Source organism: Lacticaseibacillus chiayiensis (genome assembly GCF_004123795.1).
GTDB classification, from domain to species: Bacteria; Bacillota; Bacilli; order Lactobacillales; family Lactobacillaceae; genus Lacticaseibacillus; species Lacticaseibacillus chiayiensis.
This window is the reverse complement of record NZ_MSSM01000005.1, coordinates 101,423-127,171: the sequence shown is the minus strand read 5'-3', so window position 1 is coordinate 127,171 and position 25,749 is coordinate 101,423. Positions and strand designations below refer to the sequence as shown.

Genomic DNA, 25,749 nt, shown 5'->3' with positions numbered 1-25,749 from the left:
GCTAATATGGGTTCCGACACCTAAATAGTTTAGAGAGTTGCAGAAAGATAGCGCCTTTAAAACAGCATCTAATCCAATATTAATTATAAATAATTAATTTAAATTATAAAATTAAAAAGCATACAAAATTGGAAATTAGAACCAATAGTATTCACAATATCAAAAAATGTGAAATTTATGAGATTGTTCACCTCTATAAAATTGGTTTTTGTAACATTGAGTGTTACACAATTTGATAATTTGAAAGGAGTGATAAAGGTGCCGTCAAAGCACATGAGGTGGTGTTTCGTGCTATTAGCGCTATTTACGGTCGTATGCGTTGGTTGGTTTTTCTTGGTAGGAGATTCGAACCATCCGCAACTGCGGTTTAAAGGTCAAATTGCAGCCGCTGTGAAAACCGGGAAACAGCAAGGGACTGAAAGGACGCAACATAGCAAACTGAAGCAATCGGCGATGGTGCCTTTAAGTCAGACAGTCAATCAGCCTTTTTCGGCCAAATTGAAGCAAACAGGGGCGAGGATCGAAGGCCAGGATGCGGTTTTTAAACTTGGCGAATATTTTAGTACCCAGACAAGATCACGGTGGATGAAAGGCGCTTACGAAGCTGATGGTACCAGAGTCCCTTATGCGAACAGTGCCATTTGGCCGACGATTCCTGATAAGGTAAGAAATGCTACCCGGCAAATGGGGCTAAACGAGCCGGATAAACGTGTTGATACCTTGTATGATCAACAAAAAATTGACTTAGCGTTCTACTCGCGCTCAGGCAAGGTGGAAGGCAAAGGATCGGCAACTGCCAAGTATGGTGATGCCATTATTGTCGATGGTGACGAGACATCCACGAATCGTAATGCTATGGGTGTTCTATCGCTGGTTGACAGTGATCCGGATGGTGTCCTAAAAGTGATTGCCACGTCTGGAGGCAGCGGAGACAACGAAAAAATCAATTCGAAATTCGGGAACCGATTTTATGGTCGCTTTGAGTATATTTCAATGCGAGATCATAAATTTTTGAATTTGGGATATTATATCGACGGCTCTGTCGGTGCGACCGGTAATACCCGGAAGCAGGATTTCCTAAACCAATGGGGATTGAATCGGATACAGCCAGTGCACCTTGGCGACATTATCAAGGTTGTGAATGTTGAAGGAAAAATCAGATACGCCAAAGATTCGCAGATCCATACGCTTTCGGAAGCAGAATATCCCAATATCAAGAAGGCAGTTTTCTTTCAAATTACCAGGCAAGGATTCAAACCAATCAAAGTGAATCAGCTTGAAACCCGAGAGGTCGATGTGCCGCAAAACGCCACTGATGCCGAACTAAATGTCACATTCCCTAAAGCGCTTGGAATTAAATACAATATTGTTGCCAAACAATTCAGAACACGGCCGGACGTCAGCAAACCCGGAAAAACCAAAGCATTTGTCCGGACTTTTGAAGTGTTAGAAGAAGATCGGATTGCCGACTTTGACTATGAAGTGGATTTAAATGTGATTCCGGCTGGCGACATTAAAACACGGGATGGCCAGTTTTTACTAGGTGAGCAGTGGCGAACCAGAAATTTAAGACGCATGTTTGTCAGCGCTAACCAACTCGATGGGACACCGGTTCCCTGGGTGGATGATCAGATAGAAATATTGTTGCCACAGGGAGTAAAAGATAAGCTGAATACCGATAATTGGCGATTTGATGGGTTATTTCAAAACTTGCCGATGCCGTTTCAGTTCAACTCGAATACCGGCCATATTCAGTCAACCCAGACGGCAACCGCCACATATGGCAATGCGATTATCATGCGTGGTCAAGGCGATACACCCGGCCAATCTCGGGACGCAGGCGGCGCATTTGTTTTATTAGATGATGACGGTCTTAAAGTGATCGCAACATCCGGTGCCGTTATTGACAACCATGCGTTAAATGACCGGTTTAAGGGAACATCCTATGCAGCTATTGCGCATGTCGATATGACACAGGCAACCACCAAGAATCTATCCCAAGAAGCTTTAAAGTGGTTTGACGGTGGTGCTAAAAAACAGGACTTTCTCAACGCATGGGGTCAAAAGCGGGAACGCTCCGTTGCCCCAGGCGATGTCATCGTGGTGGCCAACAAAGAAGGGAAAATCAGCTATACCCAGGACTCCAAAGAAAAACAAATAACCCCGCTCAATCAGCCTACGCAAGTATACTTTGAAATCACGGATAAAGGCTATCGGCCGCTGCAGGTGAATCAGTTAAGGCCACAAAGCGTCAACATCCCCGTTCATGCCACGCAAGCGGAGATGGATCTTCGGTTGACGGAGTTCTTTAAATTACCGGGCAAAATGAAAGTCAAACACTTTGAAACTAACCCTGACGTGGCTAAAATTGGCAAAACATCCGCAAAAGTGGTCGTTTCCGAGCAACTTTTGAGTGGTAAGGAAGTCGAAGCCACCTATGACGTACCAGTGCAAGTCGTCAAGCGGGCAACCTTTGCTACACAACCGATAGCCTTTAATTTGGGCGAAACCGTCACCACCGAAAGGCTCGGGGGGATGTTGGTTTCTGCCAAAGAATATAACGATCAAAACATCATTTGGGGCGATCAAAAGCTAACGACTAACCGTCCGCAAGCCATCAACCAACTGTTGAATCCTAGGAATAAGCGGTTAACCAAAATCGGTAAACCTATCGAAATAACGATGCGTTTTGACGCCAGTACCGGCAGTCTATTATCAACTAACACCATGAAGGTCGGTTATGGGAATGCTATTGTCTTGAACGGTTATGAAATGATAGCGCGCAACGGTGGCGGTGTCATGGCGCTGGTTAAGGAGCAGAATCAGTGGCAAATCGTGGCAACAGATGGCCTTAGCGATGATGATCGGGCGGTCCATAGTGTCTTTTCAGGTCGCCAATACCTAAATGTGGCGCTTTACACAAGTCGTGACGCCATGTTAACTGTTCATGACCAAAAACAACTTGCTACCGAAATGACGGCAAAAGGCGACACCCGTAAGCAACAATTACTTGATCAGTGGGGTAAGGATCGGGTAGCTGCAACGAAACCCGGGGATGTGCTCGCTGTGCAACATACTGAAAATAAAGTGAGTTTATTTCGGGACGGTGTTGCCCAGAAAATAAATAAACGCTCAAACCCAAAAGAGTGGTTGTTTGAAGTCACCACAAAAGGGTACCGGTTGCTGGATCTAAATCAAATGGTTTTCTCACCGTTAACATTTGAAAACCACACACCGGTTTCTAAGGTCGAAAAAGTGATTAAAAACGACGTCGCAAAGCAACAATCTCAGTTGACGATCGAATCAATTGAGATACCGGACTTAAAAACGGTCGGGACAAAGAAGGTTCGGCTTAAAGTTAGCCAACTAAGCATCGCCGACCGCCAACACCGGATCGCCTATGTTTACGAAATTCCTATTGTCGTCACCGAAGGCAGTCTCAGCTTTGTTCAAATGCCAAAAGTGGTTAATTTCGGCAATGTCAGAATTGACGGACAACGAATAGAAGTTCCTAGAGTGGGCGACCAGTCAACCATGACCATTAAAATTCGCGACGGTCGCAGCCGCAAGACAAGCTGGACGTTAGATGTTCAACAATCGGTACCGTTTACTGATAGCAAAAAAAGGATATTGCAACAACCGCTATTATTTTTTCGCGAAGATGGCCGCGAATATCCGCTATTGATTGGGAAGAACCAACGGATTAAAAAGGTTTCTAATGCGCAAATCGATCACAGCTTTACTTATGATCCACAAGCAGGACTATTGTTGCGGATTCCGGAAAACCTGTTTGATTTTGCGCCTGACACTTATGATTTTAAGTTGCAATGGACACTAGGTGATACGCCGGTTTAAGTTGTAACTCACTTATTTAGGAGGAAGATGACTCATGAGAAGGAACAATCATTTAAAACTTTTGACGCTCGCAGCATTGACACTTGGCATGGCAACAAAGACAAGTTCGACTATTGTCTCTGCTGACGATGCGCGCTCTGTAACAACCGATGGCAGTGTCAAGATTTTGCGATCTGACGCGCCGACCAGTGTTTTAAATCCACTTAACCCAAAAGAAAAGTCGTCTAATGTCGTTGGCGGCCAAGATAATACCAAAAATGCGGGCGGTGATGCCTTGACACTGGACTATGTCTCAAAATTTGATTTTGGTCAATTAAAACTCGATCCCGACGCTGCCATCACCGTGTATGCCAAAGCTGATCTTTGGACCGATCAAAATGGCCAAAAGGTGGCCGTGCCCAATCGCCTTCAGGTAACCGACAAACGCTTGGGAGCAGATGCTTGGAAAGTCAGCTTATCTGCATCTGATCTTCAGTCAGAAGAAAAAGACAGCCAGGGGAAAGTCGTTAACACAGTCAAAATCAAGGATGCTTTCATTACGTTGCTTGAAAGTCGTGTGATCGACAGCCGAGCACAGGATGTGAGTGCACGGTTTGGTCTGAAAAAAGCTGTGAATATTTATATGGGCGACGGGCAAGCAATGGATATTTTGGCAGTTAACGACAAAGAAGTTGCCAAAGGAACGTTTATTAACCTTTTTAATTCGGCTAAAGCAGGTGAAGGGGTTTCGTTGACGGTACCGGCTGAAAGCTACAAGACAAAAGGTTTGAAATCAGGCGCGTTTACCAGCAAATTAACATGGACGCTAACCAGTGCGCCGATTTAGTCAGGATGGTAAGGACAAGTATCGGCGGTGGACTCGCAATTTTAGCCTTCATGATCTGCGCGACCCCCTTAAAGGATGCTGACGCAAGCACCTTAGAAACCGAGGCACGACTTGAAGTGAGGATTGATTCGCGGACTCAGGTTGTGGAAAACGGTCCGACAGATCCGACAGCGCCACTGCCTGACTTTAAACCGCTTCGTTTTGTCGATGCTGAAGTGTCCGAATTTGAGGCATCTCAGACGACCGCTGATTTGCGAAAAACAGGGCGCTTGCCAAAACTAAATGAATGGGTCCGAAACAAATCAGTTATTTTTGGTGTCGCTGTTCTTTTAATGGCAGTTGGTTTCTATTGGCGGAAGAAATGGACCATTCGCTTAACTCTGAAGAAAGGATAAACTTAGTGCAAAGGTCGGCATATGGCTAATCCCGTGGTAATTTTGGATCACCATGGCAGGTGACATTTTGGGCTAGTTGCAATAAGAAAAATGACTAAAAAAAATCGGTCCCTATGGTGCTTGGCTTTTGGACTTATCGCTGTTTTGATCGGCTTCAGCCCACAACAGACTTTGGCTGCCGATGATGCGGGATTCACGGTTAAGACAGTTTTGCCGGCTAATCAACGGGACTCAAGCCAAACCTATTTTGACTTAAGGGTCTCACCAAACCAAGAACAGGATCTAGAGGTCGTCATTCAGAATCGAAACACTACGGCCTTGACTGTTTTGATTGCGGCTCATTCAGCGTTTACCAATGATAATGGAGTCGTCGAGTACGGGAAGTCACCCAAACCGGCTGACCCGTCTTTGTCAGTGAACCTAAAAGATGTCGTGAGCGTGCCCGCCGAGGTAACGATCCCCGCGCTCAATCAGCGAGTCGTTAAAATTCATTTGAAAATGCCCTCGAAGCCGTTTTTGGGAACCGTGCTTGGTGGGTTACAGTTTAAAGCCAAGCCGGATGATAAGTGGACGGAAAAGGGTGCTGTCACTAATCGCTATGTTTATGCCGTGGGTTTGATGCTTACAGAGTCTGATCAACCTGTCGGACCGGATTTGAAATTGCAGAAAGTTGTGACAGCAAATGATCACAGGCGGCCAGCCATTCTTGCACAGGTTCAAAACTTTGAAGCAGCCATTTTGCGAAACCTTCAGGTACAAGGTTATCTGTATCGGGCTAGTGGTGGTAAAGTCATTCATCAGGCTGAGCAGGATCGCATTAACATGGCACCGAATTCCAATTTCAATTTTAAGATGGGCCTTGAAAAAACACCTTTGAAACCGGGAAAGTACCGACTTGAGTTAATGGCCAAAGGAAGTGGACGGACGTGGAAGTTGAAGCAGGTTTTTACAGTTTCTAAACAAGCTGCGAACCAAATCAGAACGTTGGCGAAACCCGAGCCGCCAAAGCAGGCGTTGCCGTGGTATTTATTTCTCGGTGGTGGCATTGTGATCGGAATTGTGAGCTACGCCGGTTTAAAAAAAATCCTTGCCCAGCGCCAACACCCGCGGTAATTTTGCTCGTATGATCTCGGACAATAACTTTCATGCCCTGTCGAACGCCGTCATTTCTGGCTGATCAGAACTTGAGTGGAGTGGCGTCGTCTGCTTTCATTTGGCCTACAATTACTCGGTTTCTCAAGCATCTTAAAACTTCCGACAAACGAGCTATATTGAAACAAGAGACAGGCACAATTTTCGAGCATATTGAAATTGATGCCTGTTTTTATATTGTGGCTGAGAATGATAACTTGGGCACTTTTGCTGTTCTTCAATCGTTTGACACTGATTTTTCGACTGTTAAAGCCGGCTAATGAACTAGAATTAACGATTTGACAAGATCGGTCGTTGGTCGGACTGACAAATGCTACAATAGCAGTTATAATGGATTTAGATAGTTGAAAGGAATGAACGCAATATGCAAGAACGCCGTGTTGTGAACGAGGCCGGCTTGACACAGTTCTTCTCCCGCATCTACACCTTGATGGGGAGCGGGCTGGTTGTGACGGCGCTCGTCAGTTATTTATTGGGAGTCACTTTTAAAACCGCTTACGTGAACTTTGTTAGTGGCCACCAAATTGTTTTTTGGATTATGCTTGCCCTGCCATTGATTTTGTCCTTTTTTGTCACAGGACGACGGGCACAGGCAAGTTCGGGTTACGCAACGTTGATGTTTTATCTGATGTCCGCAAGCTTTGGTTTTACTTTTGCGAGCGTGGCGATGGTTGCACGGACTTCAAATCTTGCAGTTGCACTGGCAACAACAGCGGTAGTCTTCCTCGTCATGTCGATGGTTGGCCATTTTGGCAAGCGTGATTTGAGCAAGGCTGGCAACATTGCAATGGTGGCGTTGGTCGGCGTGATCCTAATGTCGTTAGTTAATATGTTTATGGGTTCGACAGGTCTGCAAATGTTGATTTCCTATGCAATCTTGATTATCTTCATCGTCTTGACCGCTTGGGATACACAGCGTTTAAAGAACCTTTACCTGACAACCGGCAGTGACGGTCAGGCGGCAATTTCAGAAAATTCCCTGGCTGTTGTCGGAGCGTTGATGCTCTATCTCGACTTCCTGAACCTATTCACCGCTATTCTGCAGATTCTGGGCGTTGGCAACAATAATAATTAAATGCATTCAAAAGCTGGCTGATCGCCGGCTTTTTTTTCTGCACAAAACTAATGCTAACGGTGAAACCCGAATGTGAACCACCCGCCAAAAAAGCTTAGAATTTGGTACAATGATTGTGACGATTAACTCATGACATCTTCAGAGGTGGTCTGAGAAGAAAAGGAAGCTCATATATGACGAGTCAGACTAAGTTATTACTGATTGACGGCAACTCGATTGCGTTTCGCGCTTTTTTTGCCTTATACAATCAGCTCGATCGGTTCACCAATCAGGATGGGCTACACACCAATGCCATTTACGCCTTCAACAACATGCTCGAAATTGTGTTGAAATCGGTTCAGCCAGATGCGGCTCTGGTAGCCTTTGATGCCGGTAAGACAACGTTCCGAACTGCGAAATATGCTGATTATAAAAGTGGCCGGGCCAAGACGCCAAGCGAGTTACTGGAACAGCTGCCGTATATTAAAGAATTGCTTGACGACATGGGCATTCAGCATTATGAATTAAAAGATTATGAAGCTGATGACATCATCGGAACCATGGCGAAGCGTGCAGACGACGCTGGCTGGCAAACGACGATCGTGACGGGCGACCGGGATTTGACCCAGTTGACCACTGACCAGACCACGGTGCAAGTGACCGTCAAAGGCGTCAATGAGCTTGAGGCGTATACGCCGGAACATGTCAAAGAAAAGCTGGGTATTACACCCACGCAGATAATCGACCTGAAAGGCTTGATGGGTGACACCTCTGACAATTATCCGGGGGTTACCAAAGTCGGCGAAAAAACCGCATTGAAATTGTTGAAGCAGTATGGCAGCATTGACAACCTTTATGCCAACATTGACGAGATGAAAACGTCAAAACTGAAAGAAAACCTTATTAATGACAAGGACAAGGCCTATCTTAGTAAGCAACTTGCCACGATTGATCGGGACGCCCCTGTTACGGTCGACTTGGCTGACGTGGCTTATTCCGGGCCTGATTTAGCCAAGTTGCGAGATTTTTATGCCAAGATGAACATGAACTCGTTATTGAAAAAGATCGGCGGAGATGTGACTAAGCCCACGCAGCCGGTTCATTTTTCGGTACTGGATGACAAGTCCGTCTTGGCTCTAACGAAAATCACGGAACCACTTACTTTTGAAATCGAAATGTTGACCGACAATTATCATATCGCCGATCAGATCGGCTTCTTCATTGGCACGAAAGATGAAACATATGTCAGCACGGATGTCTCTTTGCTGACCATTCCGGAAGTGGCTAAGTGGCTTGGCGATTCGAAGCGCGACTTAACAGTATTTGATGGTAAGCGCAATATCGTGGCCGCTCATCGTTTAGGGTTAAAGCTACCAGACATCGCGTTTGACGTTTTATTGGCCTCTTATTTGATCAATCCAGATGAAAATAGCAATGATTTAGGCAAAATTGCAGAAGACCACGACTATCATGACCTGCCACGGGACGAAGATGTTTATGGTAAAGGAGCCAAGCGCCAAGTACCGGAAGATAAAAAGCTGTTCGCCCAGTTTGCCCGCAAGTCAATGGCGCTCTTTGCCCTACGTCCTGACTTAACCGAAGATTTGGCCAAGCAGGAACAGACCGATCTTTTCACGGATATGGAAATGCCTTTAGCGCGGGTGTTGGCAGAAATGGAGATTCAGGGCATTACGCTTGATGCGCAAACCTTGAAAGACATGGGTGCCGAATTTTCACAAAGTATTAAGGTGTTGGAAGAAAAGATTTACGGCGAGGCTGGCGTTAAGTTCAATTTGAATTCGCCGAAGCAACTGGGCGAAATCTTATTTGAAAAGCTGAATTTGCCGGTCATCAAAAAGACCAAGACAGGCTATTCCACTAGTGTTGATGTCCTAAACGAGCTGAAATCAGCTAGCCCGATCGTCCAGGACATTCTGGATTATCGCGGCTGGTCGAAGTTGAATTCGACGTATGTTGTGGGCTTACTGAAGGCGCAAATGCCGGATCACAAGATTCATACCCGTTACCTGCAGACATTAACCCAGACAGGCCGCTTAAGTTCCGTTGATCCGAACATGCAAAACATTCCGGCTCGCGACGAAGGTAAAATCATTCGGAAGGCATTTGTGCCGTCCCATCCGGATTGGCAGATTTTTAGTTCGGACTACTCACAAATCGAACTGCGTGTCTTGTCCCATATTTCCGGTGACGAGAATATGCAGCAAGCTTTCAAAAATGGTGTCGATATTCATGCCAACACCGCTATGAAGATTTTTGGCCTAGATTCCCCGGACCAAGTCACCCCGGACATGCGCCGACAAGCCAAGGCGACTAATTTTGGGATTGTCTATGGTATTAGCGATTACGGGTTAGCACAGAATATCGGAATTTCCCGTAAGCAAGCCAAAGCCTTCATCGATGGGTATTTCGAGCAGTACCCAAAGGTTCACGATTACATGACGAATATGGTTAAAAAGGCGCGTGAAGACGGTTATGTTGAGACACTATTTCATCGTCGCCGCTATTTGCCGCAAATTCATTCGCGCAACTTTAATTTACGTAAATTTGCCGAACGCACCGCGATGAACACGCCGATTCAAGGCAGTGCAGCGGACATTATTAAAGTTGCGATGATTCGCATGCAACAAGCATTAGCCAACGCACACCTCCAAGCCAAAATGTTATTGCAGGTTCACGATGAACTCATTTTTGAAGCGCCCACTGCAGAAATGGAGCAGCTTAGCAAGCTTGTGCCGAAGATCATGGACTCTGCTGTACAGTTGGCGGTTCCGTTAAAAGTCGATAGCCATTACGGTCCGACTTGGTTTGATGCGAAATAAGGAGAACGGGAATGCCAGAGTTACCTGAAGTTGAAACGGTTCGCCGTTCGTTATTGCCACTTATCAAAAATAAACAGATCACTGCAATTAGCACAAATTGGGAGAAAATTCTGATTAATGGCTTGTCGACTTTTCAAAAAGAGGTCGTAGGTGCTGCTGTCACCACAATTGATCGGCGAGGAAAATACCTGTTGATTCGACTGAGTAACGGTGAAACGATTATCAGTCATTTACGCATGGAAGGTCGCTATTACGTTGTGGCCGACGCCCATACACCATTTGACAAGCACGATCATGTGACATTTACATTCCAGGATGGGGGTCAACTGCGCTATCGGGATTTACGCAAGTTTGGCCGTATGCGGTTGATTCATACTGGCAAGGAGGATTCGGTGCCCGCGTTGGCAAAAATGGGACCGGAACCAACGCCAGCCACGTTTGAGGAGAAGACGTTTGCACAGAAGCTGAAACGACACCATAAAGCGATTAAATCGGTGTTGTTAGATCAAACCGTAGTTGCGGGCATCGGAAATATTTATGCCGATGAAGTTTTATGGCTAAGTCACTTGAACCCGTTACAACCGGCAGACACACTGACCAAAAAAGAAATTCATAGCTTACACGACAATATTATCAAGGAGTTAGATGCAGCCATTGCTGCTGGTGGCACCAGTGCTCATACCTACGTTGATGCAGAAGGTAACCGCGGTTCTTTTCAAGATGCCTTACATGTTTACGATCGGGAAGGAACCCCTTGTGATCGGTGCGGCACGCTCATTGTTAAAATCAAAGTCGGCCAACGCGGCACCCATTATTGTCCGCACTGCCAGCCTCTGCATCAAAGGAGGCGGCCGGCATGACTTATTTACTGGGCTTGACAGGCGGTATTGCATCGGGCAAATCAACCGTGAGCCGGGTTTTTAAAGCGGCTGGCTATCCAGTCGTGGATGCAGATGTGATTGCGCGTCGGATTGTCGAACCCGGTCGCCCTGCACTTGCCCGTATTGTCCAGGCCTTTGGACCGCAAGTGCTGCGCGAAGACGGTAGGCTTAACCGCGCCAAGCTTGGTGAAATTGTCTTTTCCCAACCGCGGCGTTTGGAGGCACTGAATCAGATTAATCGGCCGTACCTGCGCGCGGCGATTAATCAAGCGTTAGCACAGGCAAAGGCTGGTGGTGCTGCGATTGTGGTTGGGGACATTCCGCTCTTATATGAAGCCGATTACGCTGATGCCTTCGATGGTGTTGCTGTTGTGACCGTTGACCCTGATGTTCAATTGGCCCGCCTAATGATCCGCGATGGTTTGACAGAAGCGGAAGCCAAAGAACGCATCGCATCACAGATACCCTTAGCGAAAAAAGCGGCCATGGCTGATTTTGTTATCGATAATAATGGCCAAGCGGAAGCAACTATCGCCCAAGCGAAAGCCTTGATTCGGCAACTGCAGCACCTATCATAAGCGGCGTGCACGTGCTATAATAAGCTATCAAACTTTGATTAAGAAGGTGGAGTCGTGCAATGTCCCCATTGCCATCATAATAGTTCGCGGGTCGTTGATTCGCGTCCCACAGACGGCGGTCGGGCGATCCGACGCCGGCGTGAATGCGAGAATTGCGGGTTTCGCTTCACAACTTTTGAACGCGTCGAACAAACCCCGTTATTGGTAATTAAGAAAAACGGTACCAGAGAAGAGTTCAATCGTGAGAAGATTCTGAAAGGGCTGATCCGGGCGGCAGAAAAACGGCCGGTCACCATGGAGCAGATGCAAGGAATCGTTGATTCGGTCGAAAATCAGCTGCGTGCCATCGGCGAAAATGAAGTTTCCAGTCAAGCGATTGGAGAATACGTCATGTCCAAGCTAGCGGATGTTGATGACGTGGCGTATATTCGTTTTGCCAGTGTTTATCGTCAGTTCAAAGATATGTCCGTCTTCATGCAAAAGCTTCAGGATATGATGAAGAAGGAGAAGGCCAAGAAATAGTGAGCAGGAAACAAGCGGACCTGAGGCAGCTGTCTCAGGTCCGTTGTCTGAAAAGAGGTGAATTTCGATATGCAGCGTCCGGATACGTTTATGCCACAAGCAGGTTTTGTATTGACCAAGGCAGGTTATTTTAGTGATTTTGACGAAAAAGTAGCTATTTCGCTTTATCAACCGCTCGTGGGTCCGATTCCCATGGCACTTTATCTAAGCTTATGGCAGGAAGTCAAAGACCGTGCTCTGGTGACGGATCGGCGACCGCAACTCTGGCTGTTGGATTTGTTGGATATCGACATTGATCAACTCTTTGTGGCCCGCGTCAAACTGGAAGCGGTTGGCTTATTGCGAACCTATACGCAGGTTGATTCACTGGGACGCTATTATGCCTATGAACTTTACCCGCCAGTGCAGCCGGATGCCTTTTTTAAAGACGATTTGATGGGCTTGTTGCTTTATGACAAGGTTGGCGAAAAAAGGTATGACGAACTGGTCGCACAATTCAGTCTGAAACCAGTTCGTCGCCCGGAATGGCAGGAGATTACGGCAAAATTTTTGGACGTGTTTCGGTTTGACCACAATTTGCGTGAGGAACCGAGTGCGGTCGTTGCGGCTAAAAAGGCCATGGATCAAAGTCAGCCCCAGTTACCGCGGCTGGGCAACGGTGAAGGTTATGATTGGGAGCTTCTGCAATCGCTGTTAGCCAACAGCAATATTCAGTCAGGTCAATTAGCCAAGCATCAAGAGGCACTTTATCAAATCGCTGGGTTTTACGGGATTCAACCGCCTGATTTTGCGCGGCTAATCAGTCGGGCGACCGATGTGATGACGGGCAAAATCGACTTGAACGCTTTGCGGCGGCTAGCCGAGCAAAGTTATACCCGTCAGCAGCCACGAACCAAGGTGCAGCCAGTGGCAACCAAACCGCCAAAAGTCGCAAGTGCTGACGAGGCGCTGTTGAAACGGGCAAAAAGTATGCCGCCACGTCAGTTTTTAACCGCGACCAAACAGGCTAAGAATGATCGGATGTATCCGGCCAATAATGAACTGCGAGCGGTACAGAGTCTTAGTGAACGCAACGTTTTTGATGCCCCTACCATTAATATTCTGATTGATTATATTCTCCGAACGAATGACAGTATCAATCAAGCGTTGATGGATGCCATCGCAAATAGCTGGTTGAAGGCCAATGTGACGAGTCCGGAAGCAGCGTTGCAGCAGATTCATACGTTTGAACAAGAAAAAGCCACCGGGAAAAGGCGTTATCAAGCTCAGAATAAAGGTGTGCGGCAGGAAAAGCTGCCAGATTGGGCTAAGGAAGGTTATCGACCCAAGAAAAAAAAAGTCAGCGAAGCAGATCGCCAGACGTTGGCTGCGCAGTTGGAAAAGTTACGCCAACTCGGTGATGAAAAGGGAGGGACGAACTAGTGGAAGATATGCGCAAACGCTTGGCAATGTTAATGGACTCTCGGCAGTGGCGGGAGCGATATTTTAAGATGGTCAAAGCAGCCTTGCAGGATTCTGATGTCCAGACCTTCCTTAAGCAACACGAGGCAGAGTTAGCTGACGATGCGATTGATCGCGGCACGGCCAAAATCTATGAATTCGTCAGTGAGCGCAACAAGATTGCCCGCGGTGACTTACCATTGGCACCCGGCTATCAACCCACGCTGGTCGTTGCCAACGGGCTGATTGATGTTGCATATGAGCCGACAGATGCAAAGATGGCGGCTGACGAAGAGGCAAAACAGGCATCGCTGGTGACTTCGGTTAATATGCCTAAAGATATTCACGATGCAAGTCTCACGAATTACGATCCGACTGATGAGCGGGTGGATGCGCTTCTGGCCGCAAACCGGTTTGTTTTGGCAGTTGTCGCTGATCCCAAAACTTTTCATCAAGGCCTGTATTTAAGCGGTCCATTTGGCGTTGGGAAAACCTATTTGTTAGGCGCCATTGCCAATGATCTTGCCAGCAAGGGCGGCATTGCAACCACGCTGCTCCACGTCCCGACCTTTGTTGTTGAAATGAAAAGTGCCATTGGCAGCAATACGGTCTTGAAAAAAATCGATCGTGTCAAACGCGCGCAGGTACTGATGCTTGATGATATCGGCGCTGAAAGTATCAGTCCGTGGGTACGTGACGATGTGCTTGGCATTATTTTGCAATATCGCATGCAGGAAAAAATGCCGACGTTGTTCAGCTCCAACAAAAGCATGGCCGATTTAACCGAATCCTTGGCCGGAACTGACCGCGGCAATTCCGAGATGCTAAAAGCACAACGCATTATGGAACGAATCCGTTTTCTGGCTAAGGAGGTCACGGTTGGCGGAGAAAATCGTCGCAATCCGATGACAAATAAAGTGCCAAACGATAAAGAATAACGCAATTTTCAGAAAACCGCTTGCACCCAGCCGCGCAATGTGGTTCAATGTAGCTATCGAAGACGGAAGCAATAAAGGATCATCCGACAGAGAGCAAGGCCACGGCTGAAAGTCTTGCAAGACCTGATCCGAACCACTTCTCGAGATTGCCGAAAAGGCCCGATTGCGCAGGTTACGCGTTTAATGAAGTGGCCCGCAGCAAGACTGTCGGCAACCTGGGTGGAACCGCGATCACAAATCGTCCCTGATGTCTCTTAGGAGATGTTGGGGACTTTTTTTTAAGCGTGAGCCAGCCCGGTTAGAAACCGGAGAGTAAGTGGTCTTGGGCGTGATGGCCGGTCTTTGGCCATTGCGACCAAGGCCTTACACGCAGATTTCTGGGCTGGCGAACGCGTTATGAAGTGAGCACCAACCACCTCCCCGGATGATCTCTTCGAAAAAACAACAAAGGAGTCTTACTTTATGGCATTAGATATTACGTTCCCTGATGGCAATGTAAAACAGTTTCCAGACGGCACAACGGTGAAAGCCATCACAGAAGGCATTAGCAATAGCCTGGCAAAAAAAGCAGTTGCCGGTAAGCTTGATGGCGAATTGATTCCGTACGACGAACCAATTGCACATTCTGGCAAATTGCAGATTATGACAAAGGATGATGCTGAAGGGCTGACAGTTTTGCGTCAGACAGCGGCGTTTGTTTTGGCTGCTGCACTCAAGGCTCTCTATCCTGATATCCATTTTGGTAACGGTGAAGCAATCGAGGATGGTTTCTACTACGACACCGACCGGTCAGATGGCCAGGTCAGCGTCGATGATTTGCCAACGGTTCAGAAGAAGATGGAAGAAATCGTTAAAGCCAACGCCGCTTTGGAACCGGTTGTCCTCAGTCGTGCCGATGCTTTTGCGCGCTTCAAAGACGATCCGTTCAAGAAGCAATTGGTCGAAGCAGCTGGCGATCCGATCAAGGGCTACAAGTTGGGCGACTTTGTTGATTTTGAAGAAAAGGTCCTGCTACCGAGTCTCAAAGATTTGAAGCATTTCAAACTGCTGTCAGTGGCGGGCGCTTATTGGCAAGGCAAGAGCAGCAATCCAATGCTACAAAGGATTTACGGCACCGCCTATTGGAGTGAAAAGGGCCTTGAAGACGATGCTCAACGGCGCAAGGAAGCAGCCGAACGTGATCATCGAGTGATTGGTCGCGATCTGGATCTTTTCTTTGTCGATCCTAAAGTTGGTGCCGGTCTGCCTTACTGGATGCCAAATGGCGCAACGATTCGGCGGGTGATCGAGCGGTATATCATCGACAAGGAAATTGCCGATGGGTATGAACATGTTTATACGCCAGTGCTTGCTAACCTTGACTTGTACAAGACGTCCGGCCACTGGGACCATTATCGTGAAGACATGTTCCCGCCAATGGACATGGGCGAAGGCGAAATGCTCGAATTGCGGCCGATGAACTGCCCGAGCCACATTCAGATTTACAACCATCATATTCGCTCCTATCGCGAATTGCCGTTGCGTATTGCTGAATTAGGCATGATGCACCGTTATGAAAAGTCGGGCGCCTTGTCCGGCCTGCAGCGTGTTCGTGAAATGACGCTGAATGACGGCCACACCTTTGTCGCCTTGGATCAGGTTCAAGAGGAATTCAAGAAGATTCTGCGCTTGATTATGGACGTTTATGAAGACTTCAACATCACTGATTACAGCTTCCGCCTTTCCTACCGTGATCCTAAGAATACCGAAAAGTATTTTGACGATGATGAAATGTGGACTCGCAGTCAGAGCATGCTTAAAGGTGCGATGGATGATTTGCATCTTGATTACTATGAAGCTGAAGGTGAAGCCGCCTTTTATGGGCCAAAGCTGGATATTCAGACCAAGACGGCCTTGGGTAATGACGAAACAATGTCAACCATCCAGTTGGACTTCATGTTGCCAGAACGTTTCAATCTGACCTATGTCGGCAAAGACGGTGAAGAGCATCGTCCGGTCATGATTCATCGTGGGATTGTCGGCACGATGGAGCGCTTCATCGCTTATCTGACCGAAATCTACAAGGGCGCGTTCCCGACTTGGCTGGCACCAACACAGGCTGTTTTGATCCCGGTTAACAATGATCTACACTTGGATTATGTCAACCGCATCAAGCGCCAGATGCTGGCAGCTGGCTTGCGTGTCAAAGTCGATGATCGTAATGAAAAGATGGGCTACAAGATCCGCGAAGCCCAGACCAAGAAAATTCCATATACGGTCGTTGTCGGTGACAAAGAACTCAACGATGCTGCCGTTTCGGTTCGACGTTACGGTGATGAGCATACTGAAGAAGAAGCCGGTAACATGTTCATTGACGCTATGGTTGCCGAAGTGAAGAACTACAGTCGCGATGGTAAGGCCAAGTCCACTGAAGCGAAGAAGGTTTTAGGCGATTAATGCAATTGCCTTAAAAGACATAGGGGAAGGTCTGGGCTATTTGACCAGTCCTTTTTTCTTCATCGTTGCTCCAAACCAGCCATCCTTTAGCCTTGATTGCCATGTGTGATACACTGGACACATTTACGACAGACATCGAAGAAAGGGTGACTAGGTGGTTATTGCGTTATGGACTTCATGGCTCGTTTTATTTTTTGTCACAAAAGTTTTGGCAGCCAGCTTGTATTTCGTTGTTTTGCTGGTTTACTTGAGGTTGCCCTGGCGAACTCCCAGTCAACGCGGCCGCTGGCTCATTGCGCATCGCGGTCGTGGTTTACTGGTGCTGATGGGGATCGTGATGCTTCTAACGGCACTGGCCGCGTATGGCATTGCCAATTGGTGGTTCGGCAAAATTGAATTTCAACCTCAAGGCGTGGCGGTTTTCGGCAGTGTCGGCATCGTTTTATTGTCATGGCTGATCGGCTTACCTAAAAAATTACGGGATTTTCGATACAAAATGACGATTGATTTACATCATGACAACGGAGATGACAACAATGACTGATGAGCCACAAATTCAAAATCCCCAACTGATTCATCTGATGCGACTTTTACGAACCGATCAAAATGAAGACACGCAGGCGGCATTTTATGCTGGTTTAAAAAGTGCCAGGTTTATGCTGCCAGTAGGAACGGCACGCACAGGTGATCCGACCGTGGTGATGCTCACCGATGACAATGGGCATGACTATTTGCCGATTTTTACGGATCAGGCAAACTTTGCCAAAAGTCCGGATCACGATCATTTTGCGGTTGCGACAATTGCTGATTGTGCTAATTTTCTATATGAGGATCGCGACATTTTCGGCGTGGTCATTAATCCGTATGACGAAAACATGGTGTTATCCCGTGCCAATTTGTTTTATGTTGCCAAACCGGATCAGGCCAAACATGGAGAGGCCGTTCGAATTAGCGAGGCAACTCAGGAAACCGCTGACCTTGTTGATCGATTACGTGATTATCTTCCTAAAATCCCCAGCGTGCACGCAGCTTATCTTGTCACCATGATTCGGGCTGACGACGCACAAAGCTTGCTACTGGTTGTCGATGCCGATAAAGATGCTGATTTACATGCATTGGTCGGTTTTGCAGAAGCCTATTTACCGGAAACTCAGCAATTTCATGTCAGCCCAGCCGACAATGAACTAGGTAGATATGTCAGCGGTGAGTTCGCACCCTTTTACCAACGATAACATTGATAGGATCCCTCTTGACGCGGACGGATTGCTCCTGTATAGTTATCGGTGTTGAGAAAAAGCAGAAGTTCCCGCTTCTCGCCCATGTCTTTAGACCTCTAGGCTCATTAGTTCGGTATTTAATGAACAGCGGGGTCTTTGTGGCCACGCTGTTTTTGTTTTTTCTCTGAAATTCACACGGAGGTGAACAACCATAGCAAGAGATCTGATAGTCAATGACAGTATTCGCGCACGTGAAGTTCGATTGATCTCCCAGACCGGTGAACAGCTCGGCGTTAAGAGTACGCGTGACGCCTTGGCCATTGCCGAGGATGCAAACTTAGATGTTGTTTTAGTATCGCCAAATGCCAAGCCACCGGTTGCCCGCATCATGGACTACGGGAAATTCCGATTCGAGCTGCAGAAGAAAGAGCGCGATGCTCGGAAGAAACAAAAGACTGTCACCATTAAGGAAATCCGCCTGAGCCCGACCATTGGTGAAGCAGATTTCAATACCCGGCTTAAGAACGCGACGAAGTTCCTGAAAAAAGGGGACAAGGTCAAAGTGAGCGTTCGATTCCGTGGTCGAGCAATTACGCACAAGGATCTTGGTCGTAAGGTTCTTGAACAGATGGCGGATGCCGTTAAGGAAATTGCTACTGTTGAAACGCATCCAAAGATGGATGGTCGCAGCATGTTCTTAATGCTTGCACCGCGAGCCGATAAGTAATCATCGGCTAATGTTACAAAGGCGTGCACGGCTTTGAGTAGTCGTGCGCGCATTGATGTTTAGAGGAGGAAAAAGACATGCCAAAATTCAAGACCCACCGCGCTTCCGCAAAGCGTTTTAAGAAAACCGCATCAGGTGCCCTTAAGCGCGGTCACGCTTATACGTCACACCGTTTCCACGGCAAGACGAAGAAGCAGCGTCGTCAATTGCGTAAGTCAGCATTGGTATCCCACTCAGATATGAAGCGGATCCGCCAGATGCTCAGCCAGATGAAATAATAAGCTATCGGATTTGATTTGAGGAGGAATTCTAATGCCACGTGTTAAAGGTGGAACAGTTACTCGTAAGCGTCGTAAGAAGGTACTGAAACTCGCTAAGGGTTATCGTGGTGCCAAGCATTTACTGTTTAAGGCAGCCAGTGCCCAGGTCATGGTTTCATATCGCTATGCATTCCGCGATCGTCGCGCCAAGAAACGTGATTTTCGGCGTCTCTGGATTGCTCGGATCAACGCAGCTGCTCGCATGAACGACATTTCATACAGCAAGTTGATGCACGGCCTGAAAGTTGCCAATGTCGACATGAACCGTAAAATGCTCGCCGATCTTGCAGTCAGTGATCCAGATGGTTTCAAGGCCTTGGCAGACACTGCTAAAAAAGCTTTGGCTTAATAACGTTATAAATGTGTTTACTGATCCGCGAACCAAAAATGGAGAAAACTTTATGTCCAATGGTCAGCATTCGAGCCATTTGCACTTAGGTTTTTAAACGGGTCGGTTTATGCTTACTTAAAAAAGCACGTCATTTCATTCATCTGAATGAAACGGCGTGCTTTTTAAATGAACCGAATGATCATTTGTCTGTCTAATGATATTGCCGTACCCCAAGCGGTTGGTAATTTGCGATAAACGTGCTAATTTCCTGTAAATCAGATGAAAACAAGATATTATCGAACGCATCCTGATCAAAGAACCCTTGATCCACAGCCGTTTGATACATCTGCTGCAATGGTCGATAGTAACCATTTTGATCAAATAAAATGGTAGGACTCGGGTTTAATCCGATGCGCGAAAACGAAATGGCTTCCGTGATTTCTTCAAACGTACCGGGACCACCGGGTAATGCGATATCGACATCAGCCAATTCAATCATCCGTGCTTTACGGATGCCCATATCCGCAACCACTTCCAGATGCGTTAGGTTGGGCATTGCCAGACCACGATCCGCCAGTACCTGGGGCATAACGCCAATCACCTTGCCACCATGTTCGAGGGTGCTGCCAGCCACTGCACCCATCAACCCCAGCTTGCCACCGCCGTAAACCAAGGTGTCACCACGCTGGGCAATCCAGGCACCGACCCGGGTAGCCGCCTGAAGAAATGCGTTATCAGCACCATGATTGGCACCGCAATAAACTGCAATTCTCATATCTTCCCGCCTTTCCGTGCATGCGGTTATCATACGGCGGAAAGAAGTTAGTCGCAAGCAGTTTTTCTCAAGGTGGGCTACAGATGGTTGACGTCTTTACGAACAGGATGGATGATATGCCGATTCTGCATGACGACTAATTTTCCCGGAGCATGATGTGTCTCTAACATTTCGTGGCCGGCAATAACACCGTTGACATCAAATGGAAAAGTCTGGGCAACGCGGACCTGTAAGCCCCATTTTTGGGCAACATCCGTGAGGTAAGCAAAGCCATCGTGAACGGAATAGTCTTTCGATGGATTTAGCTGCAAATGCTTCACGGCAGGCTTGCTGCTGAGATCAACGTCGGCATAAGCGGTCGTCACATATTGACCATCTGGCTTAACCAACTTCAATGCGGCACCGTGATCGGCAGCGCCAAAAACGGCATTGACCACCGCATCAGCTGCATCCGTCGGCAAATCATCGGTATAGCCGAAGACTTGATCCGCGCCTAATTGATTCAAATAGTCACGGTGCTGATCACCAGCCACGGCAATAACGTTTAATTTTTCGAATTTGGCAATTTGAACCAAAATGGCACCGACACCGCCACTAGCGCCAACAACGCCCAGCGTTTGTCCGGGCTTCAGATCTAACATGTAGTGAAGAATATTAAAGGCGGCCAAACCGACCTGAGGTAATGCCGCTGCATCCAGGAAGCTCAGAGCAGTCGGCTTTTTGTAAACCTTAGAAGTCGATGCTGTCACAAATTCACTATAGCCGCCGATTGGCCGATAATTCAAAACCACATCGCCAACTGCAAAATCATTAACGCCTTCACCCAACTTGGTAATGCGTCCAACCACATCTGTTCCAGGCACCACAGGAAACTTAACCTTACGAAACGCTGCCTGTTCACCCCGTCGCAATGAGGCATCATACGGATTCAGTCCAAAACCCAGAACCTGCAACTGTACCTGACCGGGTTTCGGTTCCGGAACAGGGGCTTCAATACTTTGAAAAACACTTGGTTTGCCATATGCTTCAAACCCAAAACGTTGCATCAGATTCACCTCCGTTGCCAATCTTGCAGTCGGCCGCTGTCAGCCAACCATGATTTGGCGTTTGCTAGCTCTGCCTCATTTAAATTGTGACTTTGATCGTGCCGAAAAATGGTGACGTCAGCACCTCGTTCCTTGAGATAAGTTGCCAGTACCTTAAAGTTCTGGGCAGGAACGATGGGATCTTTGTCACCATGAGACATCCAGACTTTGACATCACTTAAATCTTGTTGGGAATCGACCGTAGAAAGGGCCATCGGGTGGAAGAAGATGCCCGGTGTGAAAAGTATCACGCCGCGTTAACAAGGCACGCGCAGCAACATTTGCGCCGTTTGAATAACCGACAACGATAAATCGGTTATAGTCGATATTGAATTTTTGGCAAAGCTCGTTCAATACCGAAAAAAGCCAAGTCGTTTCCTGTTCTAGGTTGGCTAAATCAAATCCGCCGTTTTCGGAATGACGGAAATAACGGTTCATCCCTTCTTCCTGAATACGGCCACGAATTGACAGCATCGGGCTATTAGGCGACAGGTATTTGCCAATCGGCAGCAAGTCATTTTCATTACCACCTTGGCCGTGCAGCAATAACAAGGGAGAGACGGTCGGATCGCCTTTTACAAACGTATAATTGACATTTTCTTCTGCCATAACAACCTCCACGTATTAACGACCGCGCCAATCGGTTTTGACCGGCGTTAGCTGCTTCTCGATCTCAGCACGTTTGCTTTCCAAAAATGGCGGCAACTCTAAGTGAATGCCGGCTTCATCGTAGGTTTCGTCTTGTAAGAAGCCTGGTCCGGTTGTTGCGATTTCAAAAAGAATTTGGGGTGCTGCCCGGAAGTACTCGGATTTAAAGTAGAAACGATCGACATACCCTGATTGCGGCAGGCGATATTGCTTGATGCGATCAATCCAGGTGCCAAGCGTCTCGCGGGTATCAGTGGAGAAGGCCGCATGATGAATGTTGCCAAAGCCTTCAACCGCAATCGGCAGATCTTCGCGATGTTCCAAAATGACTTGAGCACCATGACCGCCATTGCCAACTTCGTAAAGTGACCAGTTGCCGTCTTCAGCGATCTTGGTATAACCCATAATTTCCGTTAATACATATTGCATGTGGCCTAGATTGAAAATCGTCACCGTGACCGGGCCAAGACCGGTGATGGCAAAAGCTTCCGGAACGTCATTGTGTTTCCAAGGCGTACCGCCCGCAACGCCATGATTGTGTTCATCGGAGATAAGTTGGAATTGCTGATCATCCTGATCGTGAAAATTGATGATTTTGGCGTCAAACTGCGTGCTGATGCCATCATTGGCAACGCTTTTTTCCGCAAACCGCTTGAGCCAGTAATCCAAAGCAGCATCGCTTGGGACGCGGAAACTGGCGCGCGAAATCATGTTGGTTCCCTTTTTGCCTTTTTCCTGATTTGGAAATGTGAAGAAGGTCATGTCGGTGCCCGCAGTGCCTTGGTCATCGGTAAAATAGAAGTGATAGGTGTCTAATGCATCCTGATTAACGGTTTTCTTAATCAAGTGCAGGCCGAGCGTTTTACTCATAAAATCGAAAATGGCTTGAGGATCGCTTGCCATGGCGGTGACGTGGTTCATGCCGAGTAACGGATGTTCAATCATGGAAATCCACTCCTTTGGTTTTAAAATAACTTTTAATGGACGAACGCCTTGCTTCGAACTTCGGCGGCAGACCAAGTTTCTCGCCTAAATGCTCAAGCGGCTCGTCCAACGTAAAACCCGGTGACTGGGTTGCAAATTCAATGCGGTTGTCAGCTAAGTCGCGAACGTAAAGACTTTTAAACCAGCCGCGATCGGCGAACTCTTCAACTTCGTAGCCATGCTGTGCGGCAATCGTGCCCAGCCGCGGCAACGCCTCTTCATGATCAACAGTTAAAGCAAAATGATCCATACTGCCACGGCCAAACCGTTTGACATCATTCGTCAGGCTTGGTTGTAATGTCAAAGTGTTGCCCGCTGCCAGCTTAAACTGTCCATGCTCGGCTGTTTGGCCTAGCATTGCTTCGAAGAAGACTTTCTCGGCCTCGTGGTCAGCAACGGGGATGTCAACATTGATCAGTCCGGTGATTTGCCGATTGCCGAGGATGTCGTTAGGAACCGTTAAATGATCTGGCAAAGTTTTCTGGCAGGCAATCAGTCGAACCGGTGTATCAGAAGGATCAACCAACGTAAGACGGTCCGCGGCTTCAGAAATCACACAACCGGCTTGTTGCAGCCGTTCAAACCAAAAAGGCAAAGAGTCGCTGGGAATTGCCAAATCGATTCCGCCTAATTGATTGCGCCCGTCATAACGGTGGCCAAGTCTTTCGATGACGAAAAAAGTCACGACACTGCCAGGCGTTCCCTGATAATCACCGAAAAACAAATGCCGGACGTGAATGTTTTCCTGATTAACCGTATTTTTAACCAATCGCAATCCCAAAACATTTGTATAAAAGTGAATGGTCGCGGTTGCGTCGCCAGTTAAAAGCGAGACATGATGCAAACGGGTCATGGTGCTGCCTCCTATTTTGAAATGCTTACTAAAAATAAGTATAACAGGCTTAATAACGTAATGCGAGCGTTTGACTTCAAACTTATCGTACCTTGTTTGCCACAATAAGGCGATTATTTCGTCTTTTTAAAAAAGCGCTTTCATTAAAGACGTGCTGTAAGCAATCGGCAAACGGCCTCGCGCTGAGTCATCTTTTCCGCTATAATATAATGATATGAACAACCGGAGAGGGGAAAGATTTGTGGCAGTTTTTGAGCCGACTTGGCTGGTAACGAATATCTTCAGTCTGACGCCTGCCAGTCTGAAACAGCAAGGCATTAAAGCGGTGTTGACGGATCTTGATAATACGTTAATGGCGTGGAATCACCCCGAAGGTACCGCTAAACTGAATCGCTGGCTTTCAGATCTGAAAAAAGCTGGCATTCAGGTAGTGGTCGTCTCAAATAACAACGCTAATCGTATCCACAAAGCAATGGCCAAACTTCAAGTCGCGTATGTTGCGCGAGCATTAAAGCCGTTGCCGGTGGGGATTACCAAAGCACGTAAAGAATTAGACTTGAAACGTTCGGAAGTGGTGATGGTCGGGGATCAGCTCCTGACCGATATCTGGGCCGGCAATCTTGCTGGTGTGCGCACGATTCTAACGCAGCCACTGGTCGAAAGCGATGCGTGGAACACGCGGATCAATCGGTTTTTTGAAGGCTTTGTGTTTAAAGCACTTGCTAAAAAACGGCAACTAAATTATCAGGAGGACATTCATGGACACCATCAAAAATGATGAAGAGCGCCGCTGCATAGGCTGTGGCGCTATTTTACAGACAATAAATCCAAAGCAACCCGGATACTTGCCTGCCGTTACTTTAGCTAAAGCTGATGTTGATGATGAGATTTATTGCCAACGCTGTTTCCGGTTGCGCCACTATAATGAAATTGCGCCTGTCACGTTAACTGATGATGATTTTTTACGCTTGCTGAATGCCATCGGTGAAAGCAACGCCCTGATTGTGAATGTGATTGATATTTTTGATTTTAATGGCAGTGTGATTCCCGGTTTACATCGATTTGTCGGCAATAATCCGGTTATTTTAGTGGGCAATAAAGCCGATGTCTTGCCGAAGTCGCTGAATCCGAACAGGTTAAAAAATTGGTTGCAGCAACAAGCCAAAGCGCAGGGGTTACGCCCGGTTGCGACGATGCTGGCCAGCGCCAAAAAAGGCTTTGGCGTTGACGAACTATTGTCAGCCATTGAAAAATATCGGGAGCATCGCGATGTCTACGTTGTCGGCGTCACGAACACCGGTAAATCGACTTTGATCAACCGAATTATTAAGGAATTAACTGGCGTTGAGAACCTGATTACCACTTCGCGTTTTCCGGGAACGACGCTGGATCGGATTATGATTCCGTTGGATGACGGTCAGTCGCTGATCGACACACCGGGGATTATCCACCGACACCAGATGGCGCATTTTGTCGGACCTAAGGATTTAAAACTGGTTTCACCGACATCGGTTATCAAGCCCGCTACCTATCAGCTGAATGAGGGACAAACAATTTTTCTTGGCGGATTGGCGCGATTCGACTATCTTCGCGGCGGTCGTCAGTCGTTCGTGATCTATACGGATAATCAGTTGCCGTTGCACCGCACCAAGCTGGTCAACGCTGATGATTTTTACCAGAAGCATGTTGGCGGGCTACTTGCGCCACCGCAAGCAGATGAAGTGGCCCAATTTCCGCTATTGGTACGGTTTGAATTCACCCCAAAAGAAAAGTCGGATCTTGTTTTTGCCGGACTTGGTTGGATTACCGTACCGGCCGGTGTCACAATTGCCGGGTATGCTCCTAAGGGTGTTGATGTCTTATTGCGAAAAGCCTTCATTTAAGCGTGATTA

At 47.3% G+C, this 25,749-nt stretch carries 23 protein-coding genes and 1 pseudogene; 19 read left to right on the top strand and 5 right to left on the bottom strand.

The window, feature by feature from the left end:
- Nucleotides 1-288 precede the first annotated feature (288 nt).
- The 17 genes from BVJ53_RS02795 (at nt 289) to rplT (ending at nt 19,530) form a co-directional block, all read left to right on the top strand.
- Nucleotides 289-3,855 carry a cell surface protein gene (locus tag BVJ53_RS02795; RefSeq protein WP_238150128.1) on the top strand — a complete coding sequence of 1,189 codons (3,567 nt, stop codon included), beginning with the start codon at nt 289-291 and terminating at the stop codon, nt 3,853-3,855.
- Between the two features lie 34 nt (nt 3,856-3,889).
- Nucleotides 3,890-4,681 (top strand): WxL domain-containing protein, encoded by a 792-nt coding sequence (locus BVJ53_RS02790; protein ID WP_129301044.1) that lies wholly within the window; start codon nt 3,890-3,892, stop codon nt 4,679-4,681.
- Between the two features lie 5 nt (nt 4,682-4,686).
- On the top strand, nt 4,687-5,076 hold the full coding sequence (locus tag BVJ53_RS02785; protein ID WP_129301043.1) for a hypothetical protein: 390 nt from the start codon (nt 4,687-4,689) through the stop codon (nt 5,074-5,076).
- 120 nt (nt 5,077-5,196) lie between these two features.
- Nucleotides 5,197-6,189, top strand: coding sequence for a DUF916 and DUF3324 domain-containing protein (locus BVJ53_RS02780; protein WP_238150127.1), 993 nt, complete (start codon nt 5,197-5,199; stop codon nt 6,187-6,189).
- A gap of 403 nt (nt 6,190-6,592) precedes the next feature.
- The gene (locus BVJ53_RS02775; protein ID WP_129301041.1) at nt 6,593-7,303 is read left to right on the top strand and encodes a Bax inhibitor-1/YccA family protein; all 711 of its coding nucleotides are present in this window, start codon (nt 6,593-6,595) and stop codon (nt 7,301-7,303) included.
- A gap of 173 nt (nt 7,304-7,476) precedes the next feature.
- Nucleotides 7,477-10,122 carry a DNA polymerase I gene (gene polA / locus BVJ53_RS02770; protein ID WP_129301040.1) on the top strand — a complete coding sequence of 882 codons (2,646 nt, stop codon included), beginning with the start codon at nt 7,477-7,479 and terminating at the stop codon, nt 10,120-10,122.
- Between the two features lie 11 nt (nt 10,123-10,133).
- Nucleotides 10,134-10,982 (top strand): bifunctional DNA-formamidopyrimidine glycosylase/DNA-(apurinic or apyrimidinic site) lyase, encoded by an 849-nt coding sequence (gene mutM, locus BVJ53_RS02765; protein ID WP_129301039.1) that lies wholly within the window; start codon nt 10,134-10,136, stop codon nt 10,980-10,982.
- Nucleotides 10,979-11,581 carry a dephospho-CoA kinase gene (gene coaE, locus BVJ53_RS02760; RefSeq protein WP_129301038.1) on the top strand — a complete coding sequence of 201 codons (603 nt, stop codon included), beginning with the start codon at nt 10,979-10,981 and terminating at the stop codon, nt 11,579-11,581. Before mutM ends, coaE begins: the two co-directional genes overlap by 4 nt.
- Nucleotides 11,582-11,635: 54 nt before the next feature.
- On the top strand, nt 11,636-12,103 hold the full coding sequence (gene nrdR, locus BVJ53_RS02755; RefSeq protein ID WP_129301037.1) for a transcriptional regulator NrdR: 468 nt from the start codon (nt 11,636-11,638) through the stop codon (nt 12,101-12,103).
- Between the two features lie 69 nt (nt 12,104-12,172).
- Nucleotides 12,173-13,525, top strand: a complete 1,353-nt coding sequence (locus tag BVJ53_RS02750) for a replication initiation and membrane attachment family protein (protein WP_129301036.1) — start codon at nt 12,173-12,175, stop codon at nt 13,523-13,525.
- A complete protein-coding gene (dnaI, locus tag BVJ53_RS02745; RefSeq protein WP_129301035.1) occupies nt 13,525-14,481 on the top strand; it encodes a primosomal protein DnaI in 957 nt (318 codons plus the stop codon). Before BVJ53_RS02750 ends, dnaI begins: the two co-directional genes overlap by 1 nt.
- A 462-nt stretch (nt 14,482-14,943) precedes the next feature.
- On the top strand, nt 14,944-16,917 hold the full coding sequence (gene thrS / locus BVJ53_RS02730; RefSeq protein ID WP_129301034.1) for a threonine--tRNA ligase: 1,974 nt from the start codon (nt 14,944-14,946) through the stop codon (nt 16,915-16,917).
- Nucleotides 16,918-17,071: 154 nt separating this feature from the next.
- The gene (locus BVJ53_RS02725; protein ID WP_129301033.1) at nt 17,072-17,461 is read left to right on the top strand and encodes a hypothetical protein; all 390 of its coding nucleotides are present in this window, start codon (nt 17,072-17,074) and stop codon (nt 17,459-17,461) included.
- The gene (locus tag BVJ53_RS02720) at nt 17,454-18,149 is read left to right on the top strand and encodes an enhanced serine sensitivity protein SseB C-terminal domain-containing protein (RefSeq protein ID WP_129301032.1); all 696 of its coding nucleotides are present in this window, start codon (nt 17,454-17,456) and stop codon (nt 18,147-18,149) included. The genes BVJ53_RS02725 and BVJ53_RS02720 overlap by 8 nt, the downstream gene beginning before the upstream one ends.
- A 196-nt stretch (nt 18,150-18,345) precedes the next feature.
- The gene (gene infC, locus BVJ53_RS02715) at nt 18,346-18,861 is read left to right on the top strand and encodes a translation initiation factor IF-3 (RefSeq protein ID WP_171024638.1); all 516 of its coding nucleotides are present in this window, start codon (nt 18,346-18,348) and stop codon (nt 18,859-18,861) included.
- A gap of 77 nt (nt 18,862-18,938) precedes the next feature.
- A complete protein-coding gene (rpmI, locus tag BVJ53_RS02710; protein WP_003565872.1) occupies nt 18,939-19,139 on the top strand; it encodes a 50S ribosomal protein L35 in 201 nt (66 codons plus the stop codon).
- Nucleotides 19,140-19,173: 34 nt separating this feature from the next.
- The gene (rplT, locus tag BVJ53_RS02705; RefSeq protein ID WP_129301031.1) at nt 19,174-19,530 is read left to right on the top strand and encodes a 50S ribosomal protein L20; all 357 of its coding nucleotides are present in this window, start codon (nt 19,174-19,176) and stop codon (nt 19,528-19,530) included.
- 193 nt (nt 19,531-19,723) lie between these two features.
- Here the strand turns inward: rplT and BVJ53_RS02700 are convergent, their stop codons facing one another.
- The 5 genes and pseudogenes from BVJ53_RS02700 to BVJ53_RS02680 form a co-directional block, all read right to left on the bottom strand.
- Nucleotides 19,724-20,287 carry an LOG family protein gene (locus BVJ53_RS02700; RefSeq protein ID WP_129301030.1) on the bottom strand — a complete coding sequence of 188 codons (564 nt, stop codon included), beginning with the start codon at nt 20,285-20,287 and terminating at the stop codon, nt 19,724-19,726.
- 77 nt (nt 20,288-20,364) lie between these two features.
- Nucleotides 20,365-21,333, bottom strand: a complete 969-nt coding sequence (locus BVJ53_RS02695; protein ID WP_129301029.1) for an NADP-dependent oxidoreductase — start codon at nt 21,331-21,333, stop codon at nt 20,365-20,367.
- Nucleotides 21,334-21,338: 5 nt separating this feature from the next.
- Nucleotides 21,339-21,981 (bottom strand): annotated as a pseudogene (locus BVJ53_RS02690) (alpha/beta hydrolase).
- Between the two features lie 15 nt (nt 21,982-21,996).
- Complete coding sequence (locus tag BVJ53_RS02685) at nt 21,997-22,965, bottom strand: ring-cleaving dioxygenase (protein ID WP_129301028.1); 969 nt, start codon at nt 22,963-22,965, stop codon at nt 21,997-21,999.
- Entirely contained in the window at nt 22,958-23,857 is a 900-nt protein-coding gene (locus BVJ53_RS02680; protein ID WP_129301027.1) for a VOC family protein, read from the bottom strand. The genes BVJ53_RS02685 and BVJ53_RS02680 overlap by 8 nt, the downstream gene beginning before the upstream one ends.
- A 241-nt stretch (nt 23,858-24,098) precedes the next feature.
- On the opposite strand from BVJ53_RS02680, the gene BVJ53_RS02675 reads away from it, so the two are divergent.
- Together BVJ53_RS02675 and yqeH are read left to right on the top strand one after the other, a co-directional pair.
- Nucleotides 24,099-24,635, top strand: coding sequence for a YqeG family HAD IIIA-type phosphatase (locus BVJ53_RS02675; RefSeq protein ID WP_129301026.1), 537 nt, complete (start codon nt 24,099-24,101; stop codon nt 24,633-24,635).
- Complete coding sequence (gene yqeH / locus BVJ53_RS02670; protein WP_129301025.1) at nt 24,616-25,740, top strand: ribosome biogenesis GTPase YqeH; 1,125 nt, start codon at nt 24,616-24,618, stop codon at nt 25,738-25,740. The genes BVJ53_RS02675 and yqeH overlap by 20 nt, the downstream gene beginning before the upstream one ends.
- Nucleotides 25,741-25,749 lie beyond the last annotated feature (9 nt).

What these genes read in the sequence shown, in the direction of transcription:
- mutM (WP_129301039.1), top strand. Translation starts at nt 10,134, where the DNA reads ATGCCAGAGTTACCTGAAGTTGAAACGGTTCGCCGTTCGTTATTGCCA.
- polA (WP_129301040.1), top strand. Translation starts at nt 7,477, where the DNA reads ATGACGAGTCAGACTAAGTTATTACTGATTGACGGCAACTCGATTGCG.
- rpmI (WP_003565872.1), top strand. Translation starts at nt 18,939, where the DNA reads ATGCCAAAATTCAAGACCCACCGCGCTTCCGCAAAGCGTTTTAAGAAA.
- BVJ53_RS02785 (WP_129301043.1), top strand. Translation starts at nt 4,687, where the DNA reads ATGGTAAGGACAAGTATCGGCGGTGGACTCGCAATTTTAGCCTTCATG.
- thrS (WP_129301034.1), top strand. Translation starts at nt 14,944, where the DNA reads ATGGCATTAGATATTACGTTCCCTGATGGCAATGTAAAACAGTTTCCA.
- BVJ53_RS02720 (WP_129301032.1), top strand. Translation starts at nt 17,454, where the DNA reads ATGACTGATGAGCCACAAATTCAAAATCCCCAACTGATTCATCTGATG.
- BVJ53_RS02695 (WP_129301029.1), bottom strand. Translation starts at nt 21,333, where the DNA reads ATGCAACGTTTTGGGTTTGAAGCATATGGCAAACCAAGTGTTTTTCAA.
- yqeH (WP_129301025.1), top strand. Translation starts at nt 24,616, where the DNA reads ATGGACACCATCAAAAATGATGAAGAGCGCCGCTGCATAGGCTGTGGC.
- coaE (WP_129301038.1), top strand. Translation starts at nt 10,979, where the DNA reads ATGACTTATTTACTGGGCTTGACAGGCGGTATTGCATCGGGCAAATCA.
- BVJ53_RS02750 (WP_129301036.1), top strand. Translation starts at nt 12,173, where the DNA reads ATGCAGCGTCCGGATACGTTTATGCCACAAGCAGGTTTTGTATTGACC.
- BVJ53_RS02700 (WP_129301030.1), bottom strand. Translation starts at nt 20,287, where the DNA reads ATGAGAATTGCAGTTTATTGCGGTGCCAATCATGGTGCTGATAACGCA.
- BVJ53_RS02680 (WP_129301027.1), bottom strand. Translation starts at nt 23,857, where the DNA reads ATGACCCGTTTGCATCATGTCTCGCTTTTAACTGGCGACGCAACCGCG.
- BVJ53_RS02790 (WP_129301044.1), top strand. Translation starts at nt 3,890, where the DNA reads ATGAGAAGGAACAATCATTTAAAACTTTTGACGCTCGCAGCATTGACA.
- rplT (WP_129301031.1), top strand. Translation starts at nt 19,174, where the DNA reads ATGCCACGTGTTAAAGGTGGAACAGTTACTCGTAAGCGTCGTAAGAAG.
- BVJ53_RS02775 (WP_129301041.1), top strand. Translation starts at nt 6,593, where the DNA reads ATGCAAGAACGCCGTGTTGTGAACGAGGCCGGCTTGACACAGTTCTTC.
- BVJ53_RS02685 (WP_129301028.1), bottom strand. Translation starts at nt 22,965, where the DNA reads ATGATTGAACATCCGTTACTCGGCATGAACCACGTCACCGCCATGGCA.